Consider the following 19077-nt stretch of genomic DNA (forward strand, 5'->3'; position numbering starts at 1 on the left):
GTAAGCAATGTTCGATGAGGGCAAATTGTGCTGGCGTGATCTCCATGTCCAATAGTTTAACCTCCCCAGCCACTAGCGTTAACAGGACCTAGGAAGTGAACCTGACCCGTTAGCGATGAAAACGTCTTTGTTGTGGAAGGCGCGTTGAACGACCCCGCTCACAAGATGGCGCACATGAAGACGAGCGACGCGATCGCACAGCCGGTCGAGCAATCTCTGGCGCAGTTGCAGGCCTCGAACGAGACGCAGCGTCAGCAGCACTCCCAGCAGCAAGAGCAGCAGCGCGATCAATCGATCGCCCCGCAGCCCCGTATGGTGTGACGCCCCATACATTTGTCTGTCTCGTGCAGTGTTGCACGCATTCTCGTGCGGCCTGCTGCGAGAGGTAGGAAAGATGCTGTGCCGGCTGCCCGATGCCTGTAAAACATCGCTTTACCACTGAAGGGAGCGAAGCCGTATGCCATTCGCTATCTGTCGTGCGCTACCCGATGTGTTTCGTATCCCAGCCTGTCGGTCAAGACTAGTCCTTACTTTTGCCTGGCTAGCCCTTTTTTGCACAACCCAATATTGGTTCTAGCTGCACGGACGATTGCCAGATAGCGATCGGCAAGGACCGGCGGCCAGTTGTCCGTCACCGCATCGTCTGGTGACGCTGCATCTTCAGCGTAGTCGTGCAGCGTTTCCAGGCATTGCGTGTACTGGGAAGTCTTGTACTGGGTGATTGCCAGGTCGTTGCGCATATCTCCCTTCTCGTCCCATTCCAGTGTCTGCCCGCACCGCGTCAGGATGGGAGACAGTGTAAAGAGTGCTGCTTGATAGTCCTTGCGATCGTAGTGCTGCTGAAACATCGCGCGCGTGCGGGCAATGGCGTTGCGGTCGCAGCCTGTCGTGGCACGAAGGTAATGCGCCTCAAAACCGCTGTTATAACCGCACAAGGTTTTGCATTCCATCGGGGTAGGCGTCGTGACGTCGATGCCTCCGGCGACTGGTGAGAACTGAACCTTGCAGCCTGTAGCGCCAGCTTCATCCTCTGCGCTGCCTTGCGTGCTGTGGACGGTGCCCTGCAGTGAACACATGGATTGGCCGGTCGTGCTTTCCAAGGAGAATCGAAGCGCGCCATTGTCGTTGGTCAGCAGCAACCGGCCCCACCCCGCGTCTGTAATGTATTCACCTGGCTCAGGCGGCCTGGCTTCCACATGCTGCGCAGCGGCAGATGTAGGGGGGGCTGCCGTCAATGCGGTTGGCCCAGGCTTGCCGATGGTTGACTGTGCAGCAATTGGCGCGGCGATGAGGGTGCCGGCAAGCCCTGCGAACATCCAGGCGGTACGCATGAGGTAGTCCATTACGTTGGGTTTCCTTTGCTTTTATGCGTGTGGCGTAAATTGGCTGCCTCGGTCTACGTGGTGTCTGAATCCGGATGGCAGCGTGCCCTGATTCCATCATCAGCACTGCAGACGATAGTCTGCCCGTTTCGCTTTGCATCTGCCGTATGTATGTGCCTGCTGACGGCAATGTGCGGCTCATTTGCTCTCGGGTATGCATTGGCCTGGTGCACGCGTCGCAGCAAGCGGCGTATTCCTTGTCTGCAACTGCTGCAGCGTGCCGCTTTGCTGTTTGCTTGGAGTGCGCGGGGGAAAAAGCGTTGTGACCGTGCGATGCCGCGGGCAGGACTGCGCTTGCATCGACCAAGGCTGAGCACGTGGTGATCTCGACCGAGGCTGACTAACGCGCAAAACGTAGGGGGTTAGCATCGCTTGCCGTCATAGAGGAAGAGGTGGGGCTGCGGTTCGGGGTGCGGCGCCCACCACCCACTCTCCATCTTTCGGCTGCACTGCTCATGTTCAGATCCACTTGCATGACCCTCGCGCGCGCGTTGCGCTGGTGCGTCGTGTCGCAAGATGCGTGGGGGAGTTGGTGGGCGGCCGCACTTGGCCGAAGGCGCGGCGATCACGATGAGCTCGCCTGACTGGCCGCCCATGGCTCGCGGGCAGCCGTCGCTCGCCGAGAGGGACCGTCTCCGCGCCGAGTTCGACCAGGCATTGGCCGCATTGCATGCCGAGCTGTTGGTGTACCTGCGCCGCCGTACGCGCGATGCCGAGACCGCTGCAGACCTGGCGCAGGAGACCTTCTCGCGGATGATGGTGTACCGCGATGCGCCCAACATCGGCGACCGCCGGCTGCTGATGTACCGCATCGCGCACAACCTGGTGATCGAGCAGCGGCGCTCGCGTCAGCGGCGGCTGGCGGCGCAGCACGTGTCGCTGGACCAGGTTGCGCCGATCAGCGCCGACGAGGCCGGTGTGGACGAGATCGCCGATGCACGCCAGACACTCGATGTGCTGCTCAAGCGCACCTTGCTCGAGCTGCCGCCAAAGTGCCGGCTTGCGTTCAAGCTCAGCCGGTTCGACGGGCTCACCTATCCGCAGATCGCCGCGAAGATGGGGATCTCCACCAAGATGGTGGAGAAGCACATCAGCCGTGCGCTGCTGGCGTGCCGCGCGGCGGTGGGGGAACTGCCGCAGTAACCAGGCTGCAAGGCGGCTGGCTGGCGCCGCCGGAAGATGCTGGTAGCATCGTGCGCGAGGGCGCAGCAGACGGCCCGTCGGGAGTCACCAGCCATGCGTGCAGAGTCCGGGCGCATCCACGCGCAGGCGGCCGCCTATCTCGTTCGACGCGGCAGCGAGACTGCTGCCGAGCGCGCTGCGCGCGAGGCTTGGCTGGCTGCCGATCCGCGCCACCGTGTGGCCTACCAGCAGTTGCTCGACGTGGACGAACACGCGTCGGCAGTGCTGGATGATCCCGAGTTGCAGGCCGCCACTGCACGCGATCTGGAACTGCTGACGCCGGCCTCCGGCCGGCGTCGTCGCTGGCCATGGCTGTTGCTGGCAGCGATGTTGGTTGCCGCGATCGGCTATGCGGTGCATCACCTGCCGATGCAGTAGCGCGCACTCAGCGCTCGGCACTCAGCAAACCGCACTGCGTGTTGCAGAAACCGTTGAATGTGCGCTCTGTTGCAGCGCTGCCTGCATATTGCACACGTTGCTGGTAGGGCATTGCGCTTGCGCAACATCACTTGTTGTCGGGGGACGCAATGGCGATGGTGCCGCGCCCAGGACGCGAAGGATGCACATGCAAGCACGACGGGCAGTATCGGGGAGCGGTGTCGGTTTTGATCATGCACGCAGCAGACTGGCCTTGGCGGTGGTCTCGCTGCTGTCGCTGCACAACCTTGCTGCACAGGAACGCACGGCGGTGCGACGCGTGCAAACCCCAGCGGTGGAAGCGGATGCGCAGCGCGGTGATGCGCCTGTGCACGTAGCCACGGCCGGCATGCTCTGGTGATGGCGATGCAGGCGTAGTGGACGCGTAGCAGGTAGTGGGGAAAGGGCAATTGCATACACAGCGATGACGTGTCGGGCCCGGATGGGTGCCGAGCCATTTTGCGTGCGCAATGATTGCTCGAAAATCAAACAGTTAGTGATACTGGTCGCTGCTCGCCGCGCTGCGGTGCCCGCGTTTCAGCAGTCGGGTGCAGGACCGATCTTGCTCAGCTGGCGATGCGCGCCGGGTCGACCCGGAGTGCGCCGTCGGCGGGCCAACCCAGGCAAGCCAAAGGACGCAGCATGAAGACACGCACGTTACGCAACGCCATTTCCATCGCCCTGCTAGCCGTGGCGAGCGGGGCGGCAGGTGCGGTGGGGGCACGGGCAGCGACAGCGCAGGGGGCGACGCAACCTCCGGCAGCGGTGCAGAAAACGCCGGCAGCCGTGGCACCGAACGCAGGCGAGCCGCCCAGGCCCGGCTCGCCGGAGACTGCGATTGCGGCGGCCGCGCCGGCACAAACCGCCGCGACCGAGTTGGAATCCATCGAAGTCACCGGCACGCGCATCAAGGGCGGTGCAGTTCCGTCGCCGGTGATTTCGATCAGCGCGGCGCACATCCAGGAAGAGGATTTCAGCGATCTGGGCGAGGTGATCCGCAGCGTGCCGCAGAACTTCTCCGGTGGGCAGAACCCGGGCGTGCTGAGCGGCAATCTGGCCGGGGCCGGCAATGCGAACCAGAACATGACCGGCGGCGCGAGCCTCAACCTGCGCGGGCTGGGCGCCGATGCCACGCTCACCCTGCTCAATGGGCGCCGGCTGGCCTATGGTGGATTCACCCAGGCGGTGGACCTCAGCGCGATCCCGGTGGAGGCAGTGGAGCGGCTGGAGATCGTGGCCGACGGTGCGTCGGCAATCTATGGGTCGGACGCGGTGGGTGGCGTCGGTAATGTGATCCTCAAGCGCGACTACGACGGGGTGAGCGTTGGCACGCGCTTCGGGCGGGCCACGCAAGGCGGGCTCACCTCGCGGCAATACAGCGTTACGGCCGGCACCACCTGGCGCAGTGGTGGCGTGATCGCGACCTATCAGGACGTGTCCGCAGACCCCATCTACAGCCGTCAGCGTAGTTACACCACTCAACTCACCGACCCGTCCACGCTGTATCCGGGCAGCGACCTGCGCAGCGGGCTGCTGAGTGCCTACCAGGCGCTGGGCGACAACGCCGAATTGCGCCTGGATGCGTTACGCACTGAACGCGACCAACTGCACTTTTACGCTGTCAGTGGCCGCAACAGCCGGGTCACTCCGACCACCACCAGCCTGCTGCTGTCACCGAGCCTTGTGGTGTGGTTGCCCAACGACTGGACGCTGACATTGGGCGCCACCGACGGCAACAGCAAGCACGATCAATACCGCCAGGAGACGGCGCTGGCTAGCGGTGCGGTGAGCGTGACCGACCTGTGCTATTGCAACGACAGCCGCAGTTACGAGCTGGGCGCCGAAGGGCCGCTGTTCGCGCTGCCGGCAGGCGATGCGCGCCTGGCCACCGGGGTGGGGTATCGCAGCAACACGTTCCGTAACGTCAACCACGTCAGTGGCGTGGAGACGATCGACGGCAGCGAAAGCGCGCGCTTTGCCTATGCGGAGCTGAACCTGCCGGTGGTGGGCCCGGCGCAGGGCGTGCCCGGTGTGCAGCGACTGACGCTGACAGCGGCGGTGCGCGGGGAGGACTACAGCAGCTTCGGCGGGGTGACGACGCCCAAGTTCGGTGTGCTGTATGCGCCTGGCAGCGATGTGACGCTCAAGGCCTCGTGGGGCAAGTCGTTCAAGGCGCCCACGCTGTTCGAGCGCAACTACGCGCAGGAGGCGTGGCTGTTCCAGCCGGGCGCGTTCGGCGGGGTAGGCTTTCCCGCCGGGACGACGGTGCTGGTGGCCGATGGCGGCAACCAGGATCTGCAGCCGGAGCGCGCCATCACCCGCTCGGTCTCGCTGGCCTGGCACCCCGAGGCGCTGGATGGCCTGGAGGCGGAGCTGACCTGGTTCGGGGTGGACTACAGCAACCGCGTGTTGCAGCCGATCGCCAATGCCAGCCAGGCGTTGCGCAATCCGATCTACGCGCCCTTCGTGGACCGCACGCCGACGCCGCAGGCGCAGGCCGATGTGATCGCACTCGCCAGCCGGTTCTCCAACTTTGCCGGCGTCGCCTACGACCCGAGCCGGGTGGCGGCAATCATCTACACGCAGTACGCCAACGTGGCGCAGCAGGACATCGAGGGTCTGGACCTGAGCGGTAGCTACCAGGTGGCGTTGGCGCGCGGCACGCTGACCTTGCGCGGCTCGGCGAGCTGGCTGGACAGCACGCAGCAGACGTTGCCCGCGCAACCGACGTTCGATCTGTCCGGCACGCTGTTCAACCCGCCCAAGCTGAGCAGCCGCGTGGGCGCGGTGTGGAAGCAGGGCGGGCTTACCGCCTCGCTGTTCGGCAACTACCGCGGCGGGGTGCGCAACCGCGCCGACGGGATGGAGTCGGCATCGTTCACCACATTCGATATGGCGTTGCGCTACGCCACCGGCGCACGCCGCGATGCGTGGGCGGGGCTGGAGTTCGGTGCGTCGGTGGACAACGCCTTCGATCGCGATCCGCCGTTGTATCGGGTGACCTCGCCGCTGTACGTGGCGCCGTACGACTCCAACAACTATTCGGCGATTGGTCGCTTCGTGAGCGTGTCGGTGTCCAAGCACTGGTGATGCGTGGGCTGCCTGCTGCAGCCGATGTATTGGCGATGGTCCTTGAGCGTTGCTGAGAGGAGTGTGTGTGTGAGGAATCACAAACCATGGCGCCTGCTGCTTGCAGGCGTGCTGATGGCGGCAGGTGCATGCGTGGGACACGCGCAAACGGTATCGTCCCAGCGATTGCTGGAGGTGGTGGATATCGGCAGCCCCACGCTGTCGCCGGATGGCCGCAGCGTGGCCTTTCGCACCGAGCAGGCAGCGGTGCAGCGCAATACCTACGACAGCATCTGGTACGTGCAGGGCCTGCAGGACGCTGCGCCCAGACGCATTGCCGATGGCGGCGTGCCCTTGCGCGATTCGGCAGGCGGGTCCTTGCCTGCAAAGGTGCTGTGGTCGCCGGATGGGCGCTGGCTGTACTACCGCGCGTTGATCGATGACGTGATTGCGGTGTGGCGCGCGGCGGCGGACGGGTCCGGCGCGCAAGCGGTGACCCACGATGCGGCCGACGTGCAGGAGTTTTCGCTGGACGCGGATGGGCGGGTGCTGCGTTACCGCGTCGGCGCCACGCGCGCGCAGGTCATGGCGGCCGAACAGGAGGAGTATGCGCAGGGCATCCGGATCGACGAGACGGTACCGCTCGGGCAAGGCCTGTTCCGCTCGGGCAACGTGCAAGGACGCCTGGCGACGCAGCGCTTCGGTACGGTGTGGTTCGATCGCACCGGCTTGTCGGCGGATGTGCCGGAGCACTGGCTGGCGCTGGACCTGGCCACGGCAACCACGCGGCCACTCGCGGATGCGCCGGTGCCCGCGGAGGAATCGCCCGTCAGTACGCACGGTGTCGACGGTGACGTGTGGCAGTCCGTGCCTGCGCCCGGTGGGGCGGTGGCGGTGCTGTCGCGTGTGGGTGATGGCAAGGGCCAGCTATTCCGTCCGCAGGTGGCGCTGTCAGTCCTGCCCGGTGCACACGCCCGCAAGGCCGTGCGCTGCACCGCGGCGGCCTGCGTGGACAAGGCAATCAGTGCAGTGCAGTGGCGCCCGGGGAATGCGGAGGTGCTCTTCACCATCACCGATCCTGCACTGGGCCTGGCGCAATCCATCCAGCGCTGGAATCCGGCCACCGGGCAGGTGCGGTTGGTGGTGCAGGGGCGCGGTTTGATCAATGGCGGGCGTGACCCGGCGGCACGCTGCGGTGCCTCGGCCGTTGCGCTGGTGTGCGTGACAGCCGAAGCCGATCGCCCGCCGCGTCTGGAACGTATCGGGCTGGACGATGGCACACGGCAGGTGCTGTTCGATCCCAATGCGGAGCTTGCAGCGGACATGGCGCATGCGACGCCTGCACGGCTGTTGCAGTGGAGCGACGCACGTGGGCGGCGATACAGCGGGCAGTTCTTCGCGGCACACGGTACCGGCGCGGGCAAGCTGCCGTTGTTCGTCACCTACTACAGCTGCCCTGGCTTCGTGCGCGGTGGCGTGGGCGATGAGTGGCCGCTGGCCGTGTTGGCGCAGGCAGGCATCGCAGCGCTGTGCATCAATCAGCTGCCCGGCTACACCATGGATGCGGTGGAACGGCACGGCGAGGGGCTGGCGGCGGTGGAAAGCGCGGTGGCGTTGTTGTCGTCGCAGGCCGGCATCGATCGCACGCGGGTGGGCATGGGCGGGCTGAGCTTCGGCGGTGCGGTGACCCTGTGGACGGCCACCGAGTCGAACCTGCTGGCCGCCGCTTCGGTGGCCAACCCGGTGGTGTCGCCGTCGTACTACCTGTTCGGCAGCATGAAGGGCGAGCCCTTCCTCAAGGGGCTGCGCGACATGTGGGGCCTGGGTGCACCGGAGCAGACACCCGAGCGATGGAAGGTGTTGTCGCCAGCGTTCAAGCTGGAGCGGATTCGCGCGCCCATCCTGTTCCAGCATTCCGAGCAGGAGTATCTGTACGCGCTGGATTACCTGATTCCCCTGCTGCGTGCGCAACGCGCCGAGTTGTACGTGTTTGCGAACGAGCCGCACCAGAAGTTCCAGCCGCAGCACAAGTTGGCCGTGTATGCGCGCAACGTCGATTGGTTCCGCTTCTGGTTGCAGGACTACCAGGACCCTGCGCCGGAAAAGGCCGCGCAGTATGCGCGCTGGCGCGCAATCAAGGCGGCACTGCCGTCGCGTGGCGACTAGCGTGTGTGGCGCAGCTGACGCGTGGCACGTTGGCAGGCGGGCGCCACGCACCTACGCAGTGCAGGCAACCTCAGCGCTGATGACGGACCCAGTTCTCGACCGCACACAGGTCGAAGATGCGCATGACGCTGTGGTCGCCGTCGGCCAATGTGTGGTCGAAATGGTAGCGCAGGGCATCGGCGTCCAGCAGCCCCTGGCCTGCAAGCCGACCCTGCAGCAGATAATCGCGGATCTGCTGCCTGCCCCGACGATAGACCGCGCCGGAGTAGTTCATGAAGGTGCCTTTGCTGCGGCGATGCAGGATCTGCGCAGGCAGCACATCCGCAAACGCATCGCGTGCGACAGCGCGATTGCGGCCGCCAGCGATCCACATCCAGCTCGGCACTGTCAGGCAAGCCTCCACCACCGGTTGCGATAGCAGCGGCATGCGCAGGTGCCACGACGCACTGCGTGCCAGTCCATCGCGGAACACCTGGGTGCCGGCCAGATCGACGATACGTTCGCGGTCACCGGGCAGGCTGTCGGCTGGGGCATCGAACCAGGAATGCGATTGCAATGGAATCTCAGCCTGCGTGCTTGGCAGGAACGAGCGCTCCGGCTTGCGTGGCGGTCCGGCCTTGGCGAGGAGTTTCTTGATCGTCAGCCTGCCTGCTTTCCAGAGCGTGCACCGGTGCAGTTCGGCAAGCGCATGGACTGCGCTGAAACCGGCACGCAGGCCGCCTGCACGGAAGGCATCTGCGGCGGGCGCGGCGGTTCTGGTGTTGCAGAACACGGTGTCGCCACCGCCGCCGGAAAAGAAACTGGTGATGGCCAGCTGCGTGCCGATCGCTTCTTTCAGCGCATTAGAGGCATGCTGCAGAAACCAGGTGCTGGGCGCGACCGCGTGTGCCGGCGGTGCGAAATCGACCGGTGCAGCGTCGAAGCCTAGCGTACGCACGATCAGCTCGGTGTCCAACAGATCGCTCATCTGCCGGGCATAGTGCCGCTCGTCGGCGCCCGGCACCGGCGTGACCAGATTGCAGCATGCCACGCGCGCGGTGGTGTCTTTCAGGCAGGCGGCGAGGATGGAAGAGTCCAGGCCGCCAGAGAGTTCCAGCAGCACGGACGCATCGGTCTGCGCCCAGCAGGTGACGCTGGATGCTACCGCCTGACGCACCTGCGCCTGTGCGTCGAGTGGGTCGTGCCGGCGCTGCGGTGCTGCGACGAAATCCCAGGGGTTCCAGACCTGTTCGACACTGCTGCGATGAGACTCGATGCACAACTGGCTGCCCGGCAGCACTTCGCGCACCCCGGCCAGCCCGGTGCGCTCGGTCTTCAGGTGCGGGTAGTGCAGATGATGGGCGATGGAGTTCCAGTCGATCTCGCGCGTGTACAGACCCGCATGCGTGGCGATCGAGATGTCTGACGTGATGAAGCCATGCTGTAGCGCGTAGACGCAGGCCACGCCGCCGGAGGGCTCGCGCATGACGGTGATGGCGCTCGGATCCTCGTGCGGTGCGTGCAAGAGCAGGTATTCGCCCCAGTACGCATCGATCAGGTGCCGTGTGCGCTGTGCTGCGGACAACGCATGCAACGCCGCACCGTCCAGCAAGGGGGCGTTGTCGCGTTGCGAAAAGACATGGCCGATCAATGCGCCGCCACCAGGCAGGTCGAGCACGGGCGTGTCGTCTGATGCATACAGGTCGATGTGCCCAGCGCGTTGCCGTAGCTGTAACCCGATCTGGCGCAACGACGCATCGACAGCGGCGCGGTCGCCATCGCGGTGTGCCTGCGCATGGTTGAACAAGGCGATGTAGCGGTACATCACACCACCCGGATGGGGGTATGCGCGTGGACGTTGCCGACCGTGTCGTTCAGGACCAGATCGCCTGTCTGGACCCAGCAATGGGCCGAAAACGGATCGAGTGCGACCCCGAAGACAACCTGGGCGTCGAGCTGGCGCCGACGCAGGAATTTCGCCAACGCGACTGAATCGAGCAGGCAGCGCATCTCGACCGGCACCCACACGCGTGCGCGCCGGAAGACGGATGCCGCATCGGTGAGCCGTTGCTCGAGTCCGGCGCCCGAGCGTTGCTGCATCCCCCGACGCTGCGCTCCAGCGGGGAGGCTGCCAAGGACCCTGCCAAGTGGGCTGCGCTTCAACGCCAGGCGTGTGGACAGCACAAGTGCCAGCACCTCCAGCCTTTCAAACAGCTTTGCTCGTCGCGCTGGTATGGGCATTTCCATCGCGCTACGCGCAGCAGGCATGACGGAAGGTTGTAGGTCGGCGGTTGCTCGCGACCGCTTCACCAGCAGTCCCCGTTCGACAAGGTCGTTGACCTCCAGGTCCGATACCGGATCTTGCGCCAGGTAGGTGAGCAGGGAGCGCTCCAGTGCCTCGGGCAGACGGAAGTAGCGGTCGTTGCCGACATCCAGGAACACCAGGCGCTCGTTAATGCTGCAGAACGACAGGTCGTCGCGCAGGGTGTAGCAGTGCATGGCGTTGTCCTTGAGAGAGAGAAGGGGCGCACCATTGCAGTGCGCCCCGTGGCTTGGGAAGTTGCTCATCTGCATGTACAGCCGGGTGGCGACTGCCTCGCGTTGGCAGTGCCTAGTCCTGGCTGATGCCCTGCGTGGTGATGCCACCCATTTCTTCGCCTGCCAATGGCCCGCCCTGTGTGTCCAGGCTTGCGATCCCAAGCACGATGAGATCCTGGCCAAACGTCGTGGTACGAGCATCGTTGCTGCTGGTGTCCATGGTCTCTACCCCTGGTGGGAGAGGCGTGCACTCAGGCACGCCTCGGGCTCACTCTTCGGAAATGCCAGGCACATTGAAGCCGCCGATTTCTTCGCCGGCGAGCGGGCCGCCTTTGGTGTCGGTGCTGGCAACGCCAAGTACCGTGACTTCGTCGGATGCGCCGCTGTGGGTGGTGTCATTGATGTTCATCGCTGTCTCCTGGTTGTGTCATGGGATCCATGACACAGACACGTTAGGAAACGGGGCTGTTGATTTTCAAATGATTAAGTCGTAACACCGCAATAATTAAATTTACTGTGTGACCGCCATCGAAGATGACCGTGGAAACCTGGCCGGTGGCCTCGCACCGCGCCGCTCATGCCACATCAGGCGCACGTTACCGGCAGTGCGCCAGCGCAGCATGCAGATCTTGCGAGGCCGCGCGCTGGCGACAGTCAGCCGCCAAGCCGTCAGGCCTGACGGCTGCGCTCATGCATGATCGCCACGATGCGCGGCACGGCCTGGATGCGGCGCACGTGATAGGCATGCACCGCCGTCTGCAGGGCCGCAAAGTCGTGCCGCTGCCAGTGCAACGTGAGCTCTGCCAGTTCTTCTTCGAGGGCGTCGAGCAGGCCATGTTTGGCACGTCGCACCGGTGCCAACCGGTCGTTGGTCTGCCTGACGGCATGATGCAGCGACCAATGCGCAGTGGCGTGGGCAATGGCGTCGAAGAGCTTCCAGGTCTGCTTGACCACGTCCGCAGGTGCGGGGGTGGGCTCCAACTCGCCAGCGGCGTGCGGCGTCGATGCAACGCCGATATCGCAGGCCATCCGCAGCAGGCGGTCCATCCAGTCGTAAAGATCCCGCAGCGCGACCTCGGTGAGCAGCGGCACCTGCAAGCCATAGCGTGCATGATCGATGACCAGGCCTTCGCCGACCAGGCGATGCAACGCAAGGCGTACCGGCGTGGGGCTGACCTTGAACTCGGCAGCCAGCGTTGTCGGATCGATGCGCTGACCGGGCCGATACCGGCCGGATTGCAGTGCGCGCCTGACCTGCGTATAGGCGATGGCACGTTTGGAGTGGATCCCACGCATGGCGAACTCCTTGTCTGACCGCGACTCCTCCCCCGGCTGGATCGTACATGCAATGGCTGCGGCAGGAAGTTGCTGCAGTAGTCCTTTCAGTCCCGGGCTTGTCACATCGTGATGCGCAAGGGGCAGGCTTGGAGCCAATACCCTGTCCCGACAGTAATAGTTTTGATAACGCACAAACCAGGATCAAAAAAGAGGGCCGCCTGGCATGCCAGGGCGGCCCTCGTGTGGACGTTATCTGTTCCTGCTGCCGCGTGGCACGCCCGTGCCAGACGCTGTGCCTTGTTTAGCGAAACGACTCGCGCAGCCGCTTGCCTGCGTATTCCTGTGCGGCCTTCGCCTTGGCAACGACTGCGGCGCAGCCGAAGAACTCATGCGTCACGCCGGTATAGATCTCGCGCTCGACCGGTACGTTGGCGTCCTTCAGCGCATCTTCCAGCTTGGCGCCATCGCTGCGCAGCGGGTCGATGGTGGCGTTGATGATCGTTACCGGTGCCAGGCCGCGCAGGTTGGCGTTGACCAGGTCCAGACGGGTATCCGCCTTGTCGGCATCGCTGCGGATCAGGTGCCCCACGAACCATTCGATCATGGCCTTGTTCAGGGGTTTGGCGATGGCGTTTTCGATGTAGGACTCGGTGTGCAGGCTGCCGGTCTGGCCGACCGGGTACACCGCCAGGATATGCGTCGGTGCCTGCAGCCCCTTGTCGCGTGCGGCAACGGCCGTGGCGATGGCCAGGTTGCCGCCGGCGCTTTCGCCTGCAAGGGCAACGCGCTGCGGATTGCCGCCGATGCTTGCCGCGTTTGCCAGCACCCATTCGTAGGCGGCGAGCGCGTCGTCCCAGGCGGCGGGGAACGTGTGTTCGGGTGCCTGGCGATAGTCGACCGAGACCACGATGGCGCCGGCCTCCTTGGCGAGCCCGCGCGCGCCACCGTCATAGACCTCGGCATTGGCGATCACCCAGCCACCGCCGTGGAAATAGACGATGACCGGCAGTGCGGTGCCACCCTGTGGGGTGTAGACAAAGGCAGGGAGATTGCCGGCGGGCGTTTCCAGGGTGTGGGAGGTGCGCTTGACGCCGGGCACCAGCGCTTCCGGGTCGGCGGTCTTGCCCTGGTCGTGCAGGAGCTTGTTGACCGCATCGGCAATGGTCGGCTGCTGCCGGGCTTCGGCCGGCGTCAGCTTCTCGATGGCCTTGGGCTCGAGCGCATCGTGGGCCTGGGCCAGGTCGTGCATGTCGTCGTCGGCACGGATGGCGCCGATGACGTTGGAGAGGGTGTCGATGATCGGGTTGGGCTTGCCGTGCTCTGTCATGCGGGCGTCTCGGTTGATTGACCGTGACGCTAGCGGCGGTGCAGTCAATGGGACGACAAGGGAGCTCGGCCGTTATGCACGTGGCGGCAACATTTGCAGCAGGCGCCGGTGCAGGCGCATGGCGATTGAAAGCCCTTACCAATCCGTCGGCGCATAGTCCTTGAGGAACTGCCCCCACACATGCTCGCCGGTGTTGGCGCCGTGGATGATGGGGTCGACGATGCGCGCGGCGCCGTCGACGATGTCCAGCGGCGGGTGGAAGCGTTCCTGCTGGACCTTGAGCGCGGCGATGTCCGCCGGATCCTCGTCGGTGACCCAGCCGGTGTCCACGCTGTTCATGTGGATGCCGTCGTTCTGGTAATCGGCCGCCGAGGTGCGCGTCATCATGTTCAACGCGGCCTTGGCCATGTTGGTATGCGGATGCCGGGTGGTCTTGAAGTTGCGGTAGAACTGCCCTTCCATCGCCGAGACGTTGACGATGTGCTTGTCGCGCTCGGGCGTGCGCAGCATCAGCGGCTTCAGCCGCGCGTTGATGATGAAGGGGGCGATGGCATTGACCAGCTGGGTTTCCAGCAGTTCCACCGAGGGCACTTCGTCCATCAGCAGGCGCCAGGAGTTGCGCCCGCGCAGGTCCACCTGCTGCAGGTCCTGATCCAGCCGTCCTTCCGGGAACAGGTGCTGCTGGCCGACCAGCTCATCGTCCAGCAATGCCACCTGCGATAGCTCGGCGGCGCGGGTGAGCCCATCGGCGCCGTCCAGGCCGCGGCCATGCACCGCCGGCAGCGCCATTGCCGAGGCATCGCGCAGCAGTTCGGGCGTGCGCAGGCCTTCGTAATGGCCGACCAGGTTGCGTACGGTGTCCGGCAACTCGTGCAGCGCGGCGGTTTCGCCGGCCATCATGTGCGCGTAGAACTGCGGCGGGCGGCGCACGGTCTGGCAGGCGTTGTTGATGATGAAGTCCAGCCGGTCGCGGGTGGCCAGCAGCTGGCTGCAGAACGCTTCCACGCTGGGGGTGTGGCGCAGATCCAGGCCGAACACCTGCAGGCGATGGCCCCATTCGTTGAAGTCCGGCTCCTGCGCATAGCGCGCGGCCGAATCGCGCGGAAACCGCGTGGTGACGATCAGTTCGGCGCCGGCGCGCAGCAGCTTCAAGCCGGCCTGATAGCCGATCTTGACCCGTCCGCCGGTCAGCAGCGCCACGCGTCCGCGCAGGTCGGCGGTTTCGGTGCGCTTGAAGTAGTTCAGCTCGGCGCAGGCCGGGCACATCTGGTCGTAGAAATGATGCAGCTGGGTGAACTTCTGCTTGCAGACGTAGCAGTGGCGCAACTCCGGCGAATGCGTGGGCTCCGGCGCGGCAACAGCATTCTGGCCGTTGTGCGCGTCGTGCAGGCCGGCGGCATGCGGCGGGAAGAAGTTGGGCGTGCTGAACACCGGTTTGCGCCGCAGCGCGCGGATGCCGCGCTGCTCGAGCAGCGCTTCGGCCTTGCGTACCTTCTCCTGGTGCCGCTCGCGCTCGCGCTGCTTGAGCAGCTGCCGCCGCGCCTTGGGCTCGGGGTGATAGACCCTGGCCACCACCTGGTGCAGCCGCACGCGGTCGGCCTCGGGCAGCGTGTCGAGCACGCTGCGGTCGGCCTCGATGGCCTCCAGCAGGTCCAGCGCCGCGCGCAGGCGGTCGGTCAGGGGCAGGTCGTCGGCGGGCGGGGGTGGGGCGTTGGTGTTCAAGATGGATCCGGAAAAGAGCGGCAGAAGGCGGAGCGCATGCAGCAGGCGGCGCGGTGGACGCGAGGGATGGCGGCCAGCGGCCACGCTGGCCTGGACCGCTGCCGCCGCAGGCCGGAGCGTCCGGACCGCGGTTATTTTCGCCGATCCCGAGGTGTTGATGCCAATGGCGTGCCAAGGCAGTGGCAACGGTGATGACTCCGGTGCCAAAGGTGCGGCAGCTGGCCAGCCAGATCGCCGAGCTCAATGCCGATGCCTGCAGGAAGGCGCAGGCCTGCTACATGGTGCCTTCCGGCACGTCGGTGATTGCCAGGTAGCCTGCGCTGCCGGCCGACGGCAACGCGGGGTTCCTGTTGCCTTGCAGCGGTGGATTTCAGGTTTGCAGGCGCTGCTGGCTGCTCGCGTCTGCTCTTGCCGACAAGGCAACTCACGCATTCTCCAAACCGGCTGGGCTAGGGTTGCGGCCTACGGTTGTGGCGGAGAAGGCAGCATGGGCCTGTTGGTCGATGGCAAGTGGCAGGACAGTTGGTACGACACCGACAAGAGCGGTGGGCGTTTCGAACGCTCGCAATCGCAGTTCCGCAATTCGGTGACGCGCGATGGCAGCCCCGGCCCGCATGGGGACGGTGGCTTTCGGGCCGCTCCCGGGCGCTATCACCTGTATGTGTCGCTGGCCTGCCCGTGGGCGCATCGCACATTGATCTTCCGGCGGCTGAAAGGTCTGGAGTCGATGATCGACGTGTCGGTGGTGCACTGGCTGATGGGCAAGCAGGGCTGGACGTTTGCGCCAGGGCCGGGCGTGGTGGGCGATGCGCTCCACCAGGCGCAGCATCTGTACGAGGTCTATCTGAAGGCGGATCCGCAGTATTCCGGGCGCGTGACCGTGCCGGTGTTGTGGGATCGCGAGCGCAACACGGTGGTCAGCAACGAGTCGGCCGACATCATCCGCATGTTCAATAGCGCCTTCGACGCGGTCGGCGCTGCGCCCGGCGATTTCTATCCGGCGCCGCTGCGCGGGCAGATCGATGCGATCAATGCGCGTGTGTACGACACCGTCAACAATGGCGTGTACAAGGCGGGCTTTGCCACCACGCAGGCTGCGTACGAAGAGGCGGTGGTACCGCTATTTGAGAGCCTGGATTGGCTGGATGCGCGCCTGGGCCAGCAACGCTACCTGTGCGGCGACCGCCTCACCGAAGCGGACTGGCGCCTGTTCACCACGCTGGTGCGTTTCGACGCGGTGTATGTCGGCCATTTCAAGTGCAACCTGCGGCGCATTGCCGACTATCCGCAGCTGTCCGGCTACCTGCGTGAGCTGTACCAGATGCCGGGTATCGCAGACACGGTGAATTTCCAGCACATCAAGCACCATTACTACCAGAGTCACGACATGATCAATCCCACCGGCATCGTGCCGCTGGGGCCGGTGCAGGATCTGCAGGCGCCGCACGGGCGTGGCGGCTGATGCAGCTATTCGCCGAATGCTGCCGGATATCCACGTGCTGCCCTAAGCTATGCGCCTTCGATACGAACAGGAGGGATGCGTGCTGAATCATGTGATGGTGGGATCGAACGATATCGCGCGATCCAGGCAGTTCTACGATACGGTGCTCGGCGGCGTCCTCGGTGCCGCCGAACCGCTGGTCAATCCTGCCAACTCGGGCCATGTGCGCCTGTTCTATCGCCACGCCGGCAGTACTTTCGTTGTCAGCGAGCCGATCGACGATGCGCCCGCGACCAGCGGCAACGGCGCCACCGTGGGCTTCAGCTGCGGCTCGCCCGAGCAGGTGCAGGCCTTCCACGACGCTGCGGTGGCGGCAGGTGGCATGTCCATCGAAGATCCGCCGGGCGTGCGTGAGAGCCGCATGGGGCCGGTGTGGCTGGCCTACGTGCGCGACCCCGATGGCAACAAGCTCTGTGCGATCTACCGGCCTGCGTAGGCCGTGATCCCTGCGCTGCTGCGACTGCCGCAGCGCGAACGGACACCGGGTTATTGCTGCGCCATGGCGACGATGGAATGACCATCGTCGCGGTACGGCCTGCGGTTGCAGCGAGTGACAGGCTAAGTTGCGCTAGTGCTTGGCCGCATCGCGCATGATCAACGTCGCCGCACCCACCGTGATCGCGTCCTCGACCACGCCGGTGCTGGTCTGGCCGTAGCGTTCAATCGCACGCATGCGCAGGTTGAAGGTGAGATAGGCGGCCGCCACTGCGGTGGACGCGCCCAGCAGTGCGGCAAGGCCGCGCTGCTGGCGCGGAGCCAGCGCCGCGCCGACGATCACGCCGGTGGCGATGCGCGCGATCATGCCGGGCAGCACGATGCGGTCGGGCGCGGTTTTCATCTTGTCGCCTGCCAGCTCGCCGCCGGCAAGCGCGAGCATGCCGGCCGATGCCAGCGGATTGGCCAGCAGCGGCGGTGCGCCGTTGTCGGCAGGAAGCTTGCCGGTACGCGCAGCATTGGTGACCGCCGCCAGCGGCGTCATCGAGCGCATGCCGGCGACGGCGCCCATCAGGATGGAATGAATCAAAGCCATGTACACCTCTGCATGTGCTCAACCATCGCAGGCGGAATGCGCTGCGTGCGGCACGCTGTATGGAGATGCAGACACTAGGGCGGTGCGTGTATCGGCGTTGGCAAGAGCTTGTGCATGCCGTGCATTGGCGGACGCTGGATGTGCCCACGCGATGCGCCGCCGGGGAGGCATCGGCTTGCGGCGCGCAACCAGGCGCGCGGCCTTGCACTCAGGGTGCCTTGGCGCCCGACAGGAACTTCAGCCCATGGGTGATGCCGCGCGGGGCGACACTTGGGTGATCTCCGTCGTCGAGGACATCCAGCTCCAGCGACGGCTACCGGTTTGCGCGCGCCTGCGCCAAACGAATGGCGAAACAGGCCCATGTTCTCGCCGGCATTCCCGCGCATCAATTCAAACGGCCGACATACGCCAGCACGGGAGCGGCCGCCATATCGTTCGGGTTGGTGCCGGGCAGGCCTTGTGGCACGTCCATGCCCTTGCTGCGGTAAAAGTCGGTCCAGTACTGCGAGATCTTGCCGGTCTGCAGGTTCTTGAAGTTCATCGGTTGCAGGACGAACACGTGTTGGGCGCGAAACGCGCGTTCGATGAAGTCCGAGCAGTAGTAGCTGTTGTCGTCCTGCACGTAGGTCTGGTTGTAAGGCTTGCCGAGCATGCGCCGTGCCTGTGCGATGGCGCCGGGGATCGCATTGCGCTGTTCTTCCGTCAGCCGGTACACATGGATCTGCCGATGCTTGGCGTTGGCTTCTTCGACGAATGCCTGCAGCGGCTGTTGCCGCGAGCCTTGTTCGTCTGCGTGCAGCAGCACCTGTCCGGTACCGTCATGGGCGAGCAGTGCCACATGATCGAAGCTGGGGGCATCCTGCCTGGCGGTGGCATCGTCGATGGCACCGCTCAGGCCGGTGCGGGCGGCGGTGACGAACAGCAAGTCGCCGTCCTGCAGCTGTACGGCGATGGAGGTGGTGGGCAGCAGTGCCAGTGCAAGCACGGCGAGCAAGAAGAGGGTGCGCATGGGAGGCCGGCAGGTGGTGCAAGGGCCACCATTATCGCCAGCAACGCGGGCCGGCTGCCGATGCGCGATGCGCTCTGTAGAATGCAGCTGCCAGCGGGCGTCGTCGCCGCCATCGCGTCGCGGCAATCCCTGCCCGTCTGGAGTGTTGCATGCGTGCTTCTTCTGCGTTGTCGCCGATCGGCCGGCTGTTTGCGGTGGCCGCCTTTATCGAGGGGCTGACCTGGGCTGGGTTGTTGCTCGGCATGTTGCTCAAGTACGGCACGCACACCACCGAGCTTGTGGTGTGGCTGTTCGGGCGCCTGCATGGCGCGGCCTTCCTGTTCTATGTGGCGGTCAGCGTGCTTGCCGCGCTGCGCCTGCGCTGGCCGTGGTGGGCTTGGGTGCTAAGAGCGGCTAACAAAACCCAGGAAGAAGGCGTAAGCAGATGATGGAGGATGCGAGCGAAAGCAACGCCAAGTGGAGATCGATGCGACGTTC

General features: G+C 65.2%; 18 protein-coding genes and 4 pseudogenes. 10 read left to right on the forward strand and 12 right to left on the reverse strand.

Annotation, left to right across the window (positions count from 1 at the left end; genetic code table 11):
* Positions 1–117: 117 nt before the first annotated feature.
* Positions 118–321, forward strand: a pseudogene (locus XarbCFBP7408_RS22860) (XVIPCD domain-containing protein); the annotation flags it as partial.
* Between the two features lie 206 nt (positions 322–527).
* Here the strand turns inward: XarbCFBP7408_RS22860 and XarbCFBP7408_RS20445 are convergent.
* Positions 528–1343, reverse strand: a complete 816-nt coding sequence (locus tag XarbCFBP7408_RS20445; RefSeq protein WP_258072251.1) for a hypothetical protein — start codon at positions 1341–1343, stop codon at positions 528–530.
* Between the two features lie 633 nt (positions 1344–1976).
* Between XarbCFBP7408_RS20445 and XarbCFBP7408_RS20450 the strand changes: the two genes are divergently transcribed.
* The 5 genes from XarbCFBP7408_RS20450 (at position 1977) to XarbCFBP7408_RS20465 (ending at position 8216) form a co-directional block, all read left to right on the forward strand.
* Positions 1977–2525, forward strand: coding sequence for an RNA polymerase sigma factor (locus XarbCFBP7408_RS20450; RefSeq protein WP_258072252.1), 549 nt, complete (start codon positions 1977–1979; stop codon positions 2523–2525).
* 93 nt (positions 2526–2618) lie between these two features.
* Positions 2619–2942 (forward strand): DUF4880 domain-containing protein, encoded by a 324-nt coding sequence (locus tag XarbCFBP7408_RS20455; RefSeq protein WP_181107052.1) that lies wholly within the window; start codon positions 2619–2621, stop codon positions 2940–2942.
* A gap of 253 nt (positions 2943–3195) precedes the next feature.
* Positions 3196–3342 (forward strand): hypothetical protein, encoded by a 147-nt coding sequence (locus XarbCFBP7408_RS22865; RefSeq protein ID WP_181107050.1) that lies wholly within the window; start codon positions 3196–3198, stop codon positions 3340–3342.
* A 281-nt stretch (positions 3343–3623) separates the two neighbouring features.
* A complete protein-coding gene (locus XarbCFBP7408_RS20460) occupies positions 3624–6071 on the forward strand; it encodes a TonB-dependent receptor plug domain-containing protein (RefSeq protein WP_104564500.1) in 2448 nt (815 codons plus the stop codon).
* 69 nt (positions 6072–6140) lie between these two features.
* Positions 6141–8216, forward strand: coding sequence for an Atxe2 family lasso peptide isopeptidase (locus XarbCFBP7408_RS20465; RefSeq protein ID WP_258072253.1), 2076 nt, complete (start codon positions 6141–6143; stop codon positions 8214–8216).
* Positions 8217–8286: 70 nt separating this feature from the next.
* On the opposite strand, the gene XarbCFBP7408_RS20470 is transcribed toward XarbCFBP7408_RS20465, so the two are convergent.
* From XarbCFBP7408_RS20470 to XarbCFBP7408_RS20500, 7 genes are all read right to left on the reverse strand, one after another.
* On the reverse strand, positions 8287–10020 hold the full coding sequence (locus XarbCFBP7408_RS20470; protein WP_104564501.1) for a lasso peptide isopeptide bond-forming cyclase: 1734 nt from the start codon (positions 10018–10020) through the stop codon (positions 8287–8289).
* Positions 10020–10694: a lasso peptide biosynthesis B2 protein gene (locus XarbCFBP7408_RS20475; protein WP_104564510.1), complete on the reverse strand. Its 675-nt coding sequence runs from the start codon at positions 10692–10694 to the stop codon at positions 10020–10022. The genes XarbCFBP7408_RS20470 and XarbCFBP7408_RS20475 overlap by 1 nt, the downstream gene beginning before the upstream one ends.
* A gap of 112 nt (positions 10695–10806) precedes the next feature.
* Positions 10807–10953 (reverse strand): benenodin family lasso peptide, encoded by a 147-nt coding sequence (locus XarbCFBP7408_RS20480; RefSeq protein WP_104564502.1) that lies wholly within the window; start codon positions 10951–10953, stop codon positions 10807–10809.
* Positions 10954–11001: 48 nt separating this feature from the next.
* The gene (locus tag XarbCFBP7408_RS20485) at positions 11002–11142 is read right to left on the reverse strand and encodes a benenodin family lasso peptide (protein WP_104564503.1); all 141 of its coding nucleotides are present in this window, start codon (positions 11140–11142) and stop codon (positions 11002–11004) included.
* A gap of 260 nt (positions 11143–11402) precedes the next feature.
* Positions 11403–12203: a GntR family transcriptional regulator gene (locus XarbCFBP7408_RS20490; protein WP_258072255.1), complete on the reverse strand. Its 801-nt coding sequence runs from the start codon at positions 12201–12203 to the stop codon at positions 11403–11405.
* 109 nt (positions 12204–12312) lie between these two features.
* Positions 12313–13338, reverse strand: a complete 1026-nt coding sequence (locus tag XarbCFBP7408_RS20495; RefSeq protein ID WP_104564504.1) for an alpha/beta hydrolase — start codon at positions 13336–13338, stop codon at positions 12313–12315.
* A 135-nt stretch (positions 13339–13473) separates the two neighbouring features.
* Positions 13474–15060 carry an SDR family NAD(P)-dependent oxidoreductase gene (locus XarbCFBP7408_RS20500; RefSeq protein WP_104564512.1) on the reverse strand — a complete coding sequence of 529 codons (1587 nt, stop codon included), beginning with the start codon at positions 15058–15060 and terminating at the stop codon, positions 13474–13476.
* Positions 15061–15278: 218 nt separating this feature from the next.
* On the opposite strand from XarbCFBP7408_RS20500, the pseudogene XarbCFBP7408_RS23285 reads away from it, so the two are divergent.
* The 3 genes and pseudogenes from XarbCFBP7408_RS23285 to XarbCFBP7408_RS20510 form a co-directional block, all read left to right on the forward strand.
* Positions 15279–15374 (forward strand): annotated as a pseudogene (locus XarbCFBP7408_RS23285) (SPFH domain-containing protein); the annotation flags it as partial.
* Positions 15375–15547: 173 nt separating this feature from the next.
* Positions 15548–16522, forward strand: a complete 975-nt coding sequence (locus XarbCFBP7408_RS20505) for a glutathione S-transferase family protein (RefSeq protein ID WP_104564505.1) — start codon at positions 15548–15550, stop codon at positions 16520–16522.
* 79 nt (positions 16523–16601) lie between these two features.
* On the forward strand, positions 16602–16997 hold the full coding sequence (locus XarbCFBP7408_RS20510) for a VOC family protein (RefSeq protein WP_104564513.1): 396 nt from the start codon (positions 16602–16604) through the stop codon (positions 16995–16997).
* Between the two features lie 132 nt (positions 16998–17129).
* Here XarbCFBP7408_RS20510 and XarbCFBP7408_RS20515 read toward each other — a convergent pair whose 3' ends face one another.
* The 3 genes and pseudogenes from XarbCFBP7408_RS20515 to XarbCFBP7408_RS20525 all read right to left on the reverse strand — a co-directional run bounded on the left by XarbCFBP7408_RS20515 (position 17130) and on the right by XarbCFBP7408_RS20525 (position 18600).
* On the reverse strand, positions 17130–17591 hold the full coding sequence (locus XarbCFBP7408_RS20515) for a DUF4126 family protein (protein ID WP_181107046.1): 462 nt from the start codon (positions 17589–17591) through the stop codon (positions 17130–17132).
* Positions 17592–17799: 208 nt separating this feature from the next.
* Positions 17800–17898 (reverse strand): annotated as a pseudogene (locus XarbCFBP7408_RS23290) (alpha/beta hydrolase); the annotation flags it as partial.
* A 78-nt stretch (positions 17899–17976) separates the two neighbouring features.
* Entirely contained in the window at positions 17977–18600 is a 624-nt protein-coding gene (locus XarbCFBP7408_RS20525; protein ID WP_115510376.1) for a YiiX/YebB-like N1pC/P60 family cysteine hydrolase, read from the reverse strand.
* Between the two features lie 149 nt (positions 18601–18749).
* On the opposite strand from XarbCFBP7408_RS20525, the gene XarbCFBP7408_RS20530 reads away from it, so the two are divergent.
* Entirely contained in the window at positions 18750–19028 is a 279-nt protein-coding gene (locus XarbCFBP7408_RS20530) for a DUF3817 domain-containing protein (RefSeq protein WP_181107044.1), read from the forward strand.
* On the opposite strand, the pseudogene XarbCFBP7408_RS20535 reads toward XarbCFBP7408_RS20530, so the two are convergent.
* A pseudogene (locus tag XarbCFBP7408_RS20535) lies at positions 18994–19077 on the reverse strand (IS5/IS1182 family transposase); the annotation flags it as partial. The gene XarbCFBP7408_RS20530 and the pseudogene XarbCFBP7408_RS20535 sit on opposite strands and share 35 nt — an antisense overlap.

The organism is Xanthomonas arboricola pv. guizotiae, from assembly GCF_002940205.1.
Lineage (GTDB): Bacteria > Pseudomonadota > Gammaproteobacteria > Xanthomonadales > Xanthomonadaceae > Xanthomonas > Xanthomonas arboricola_C.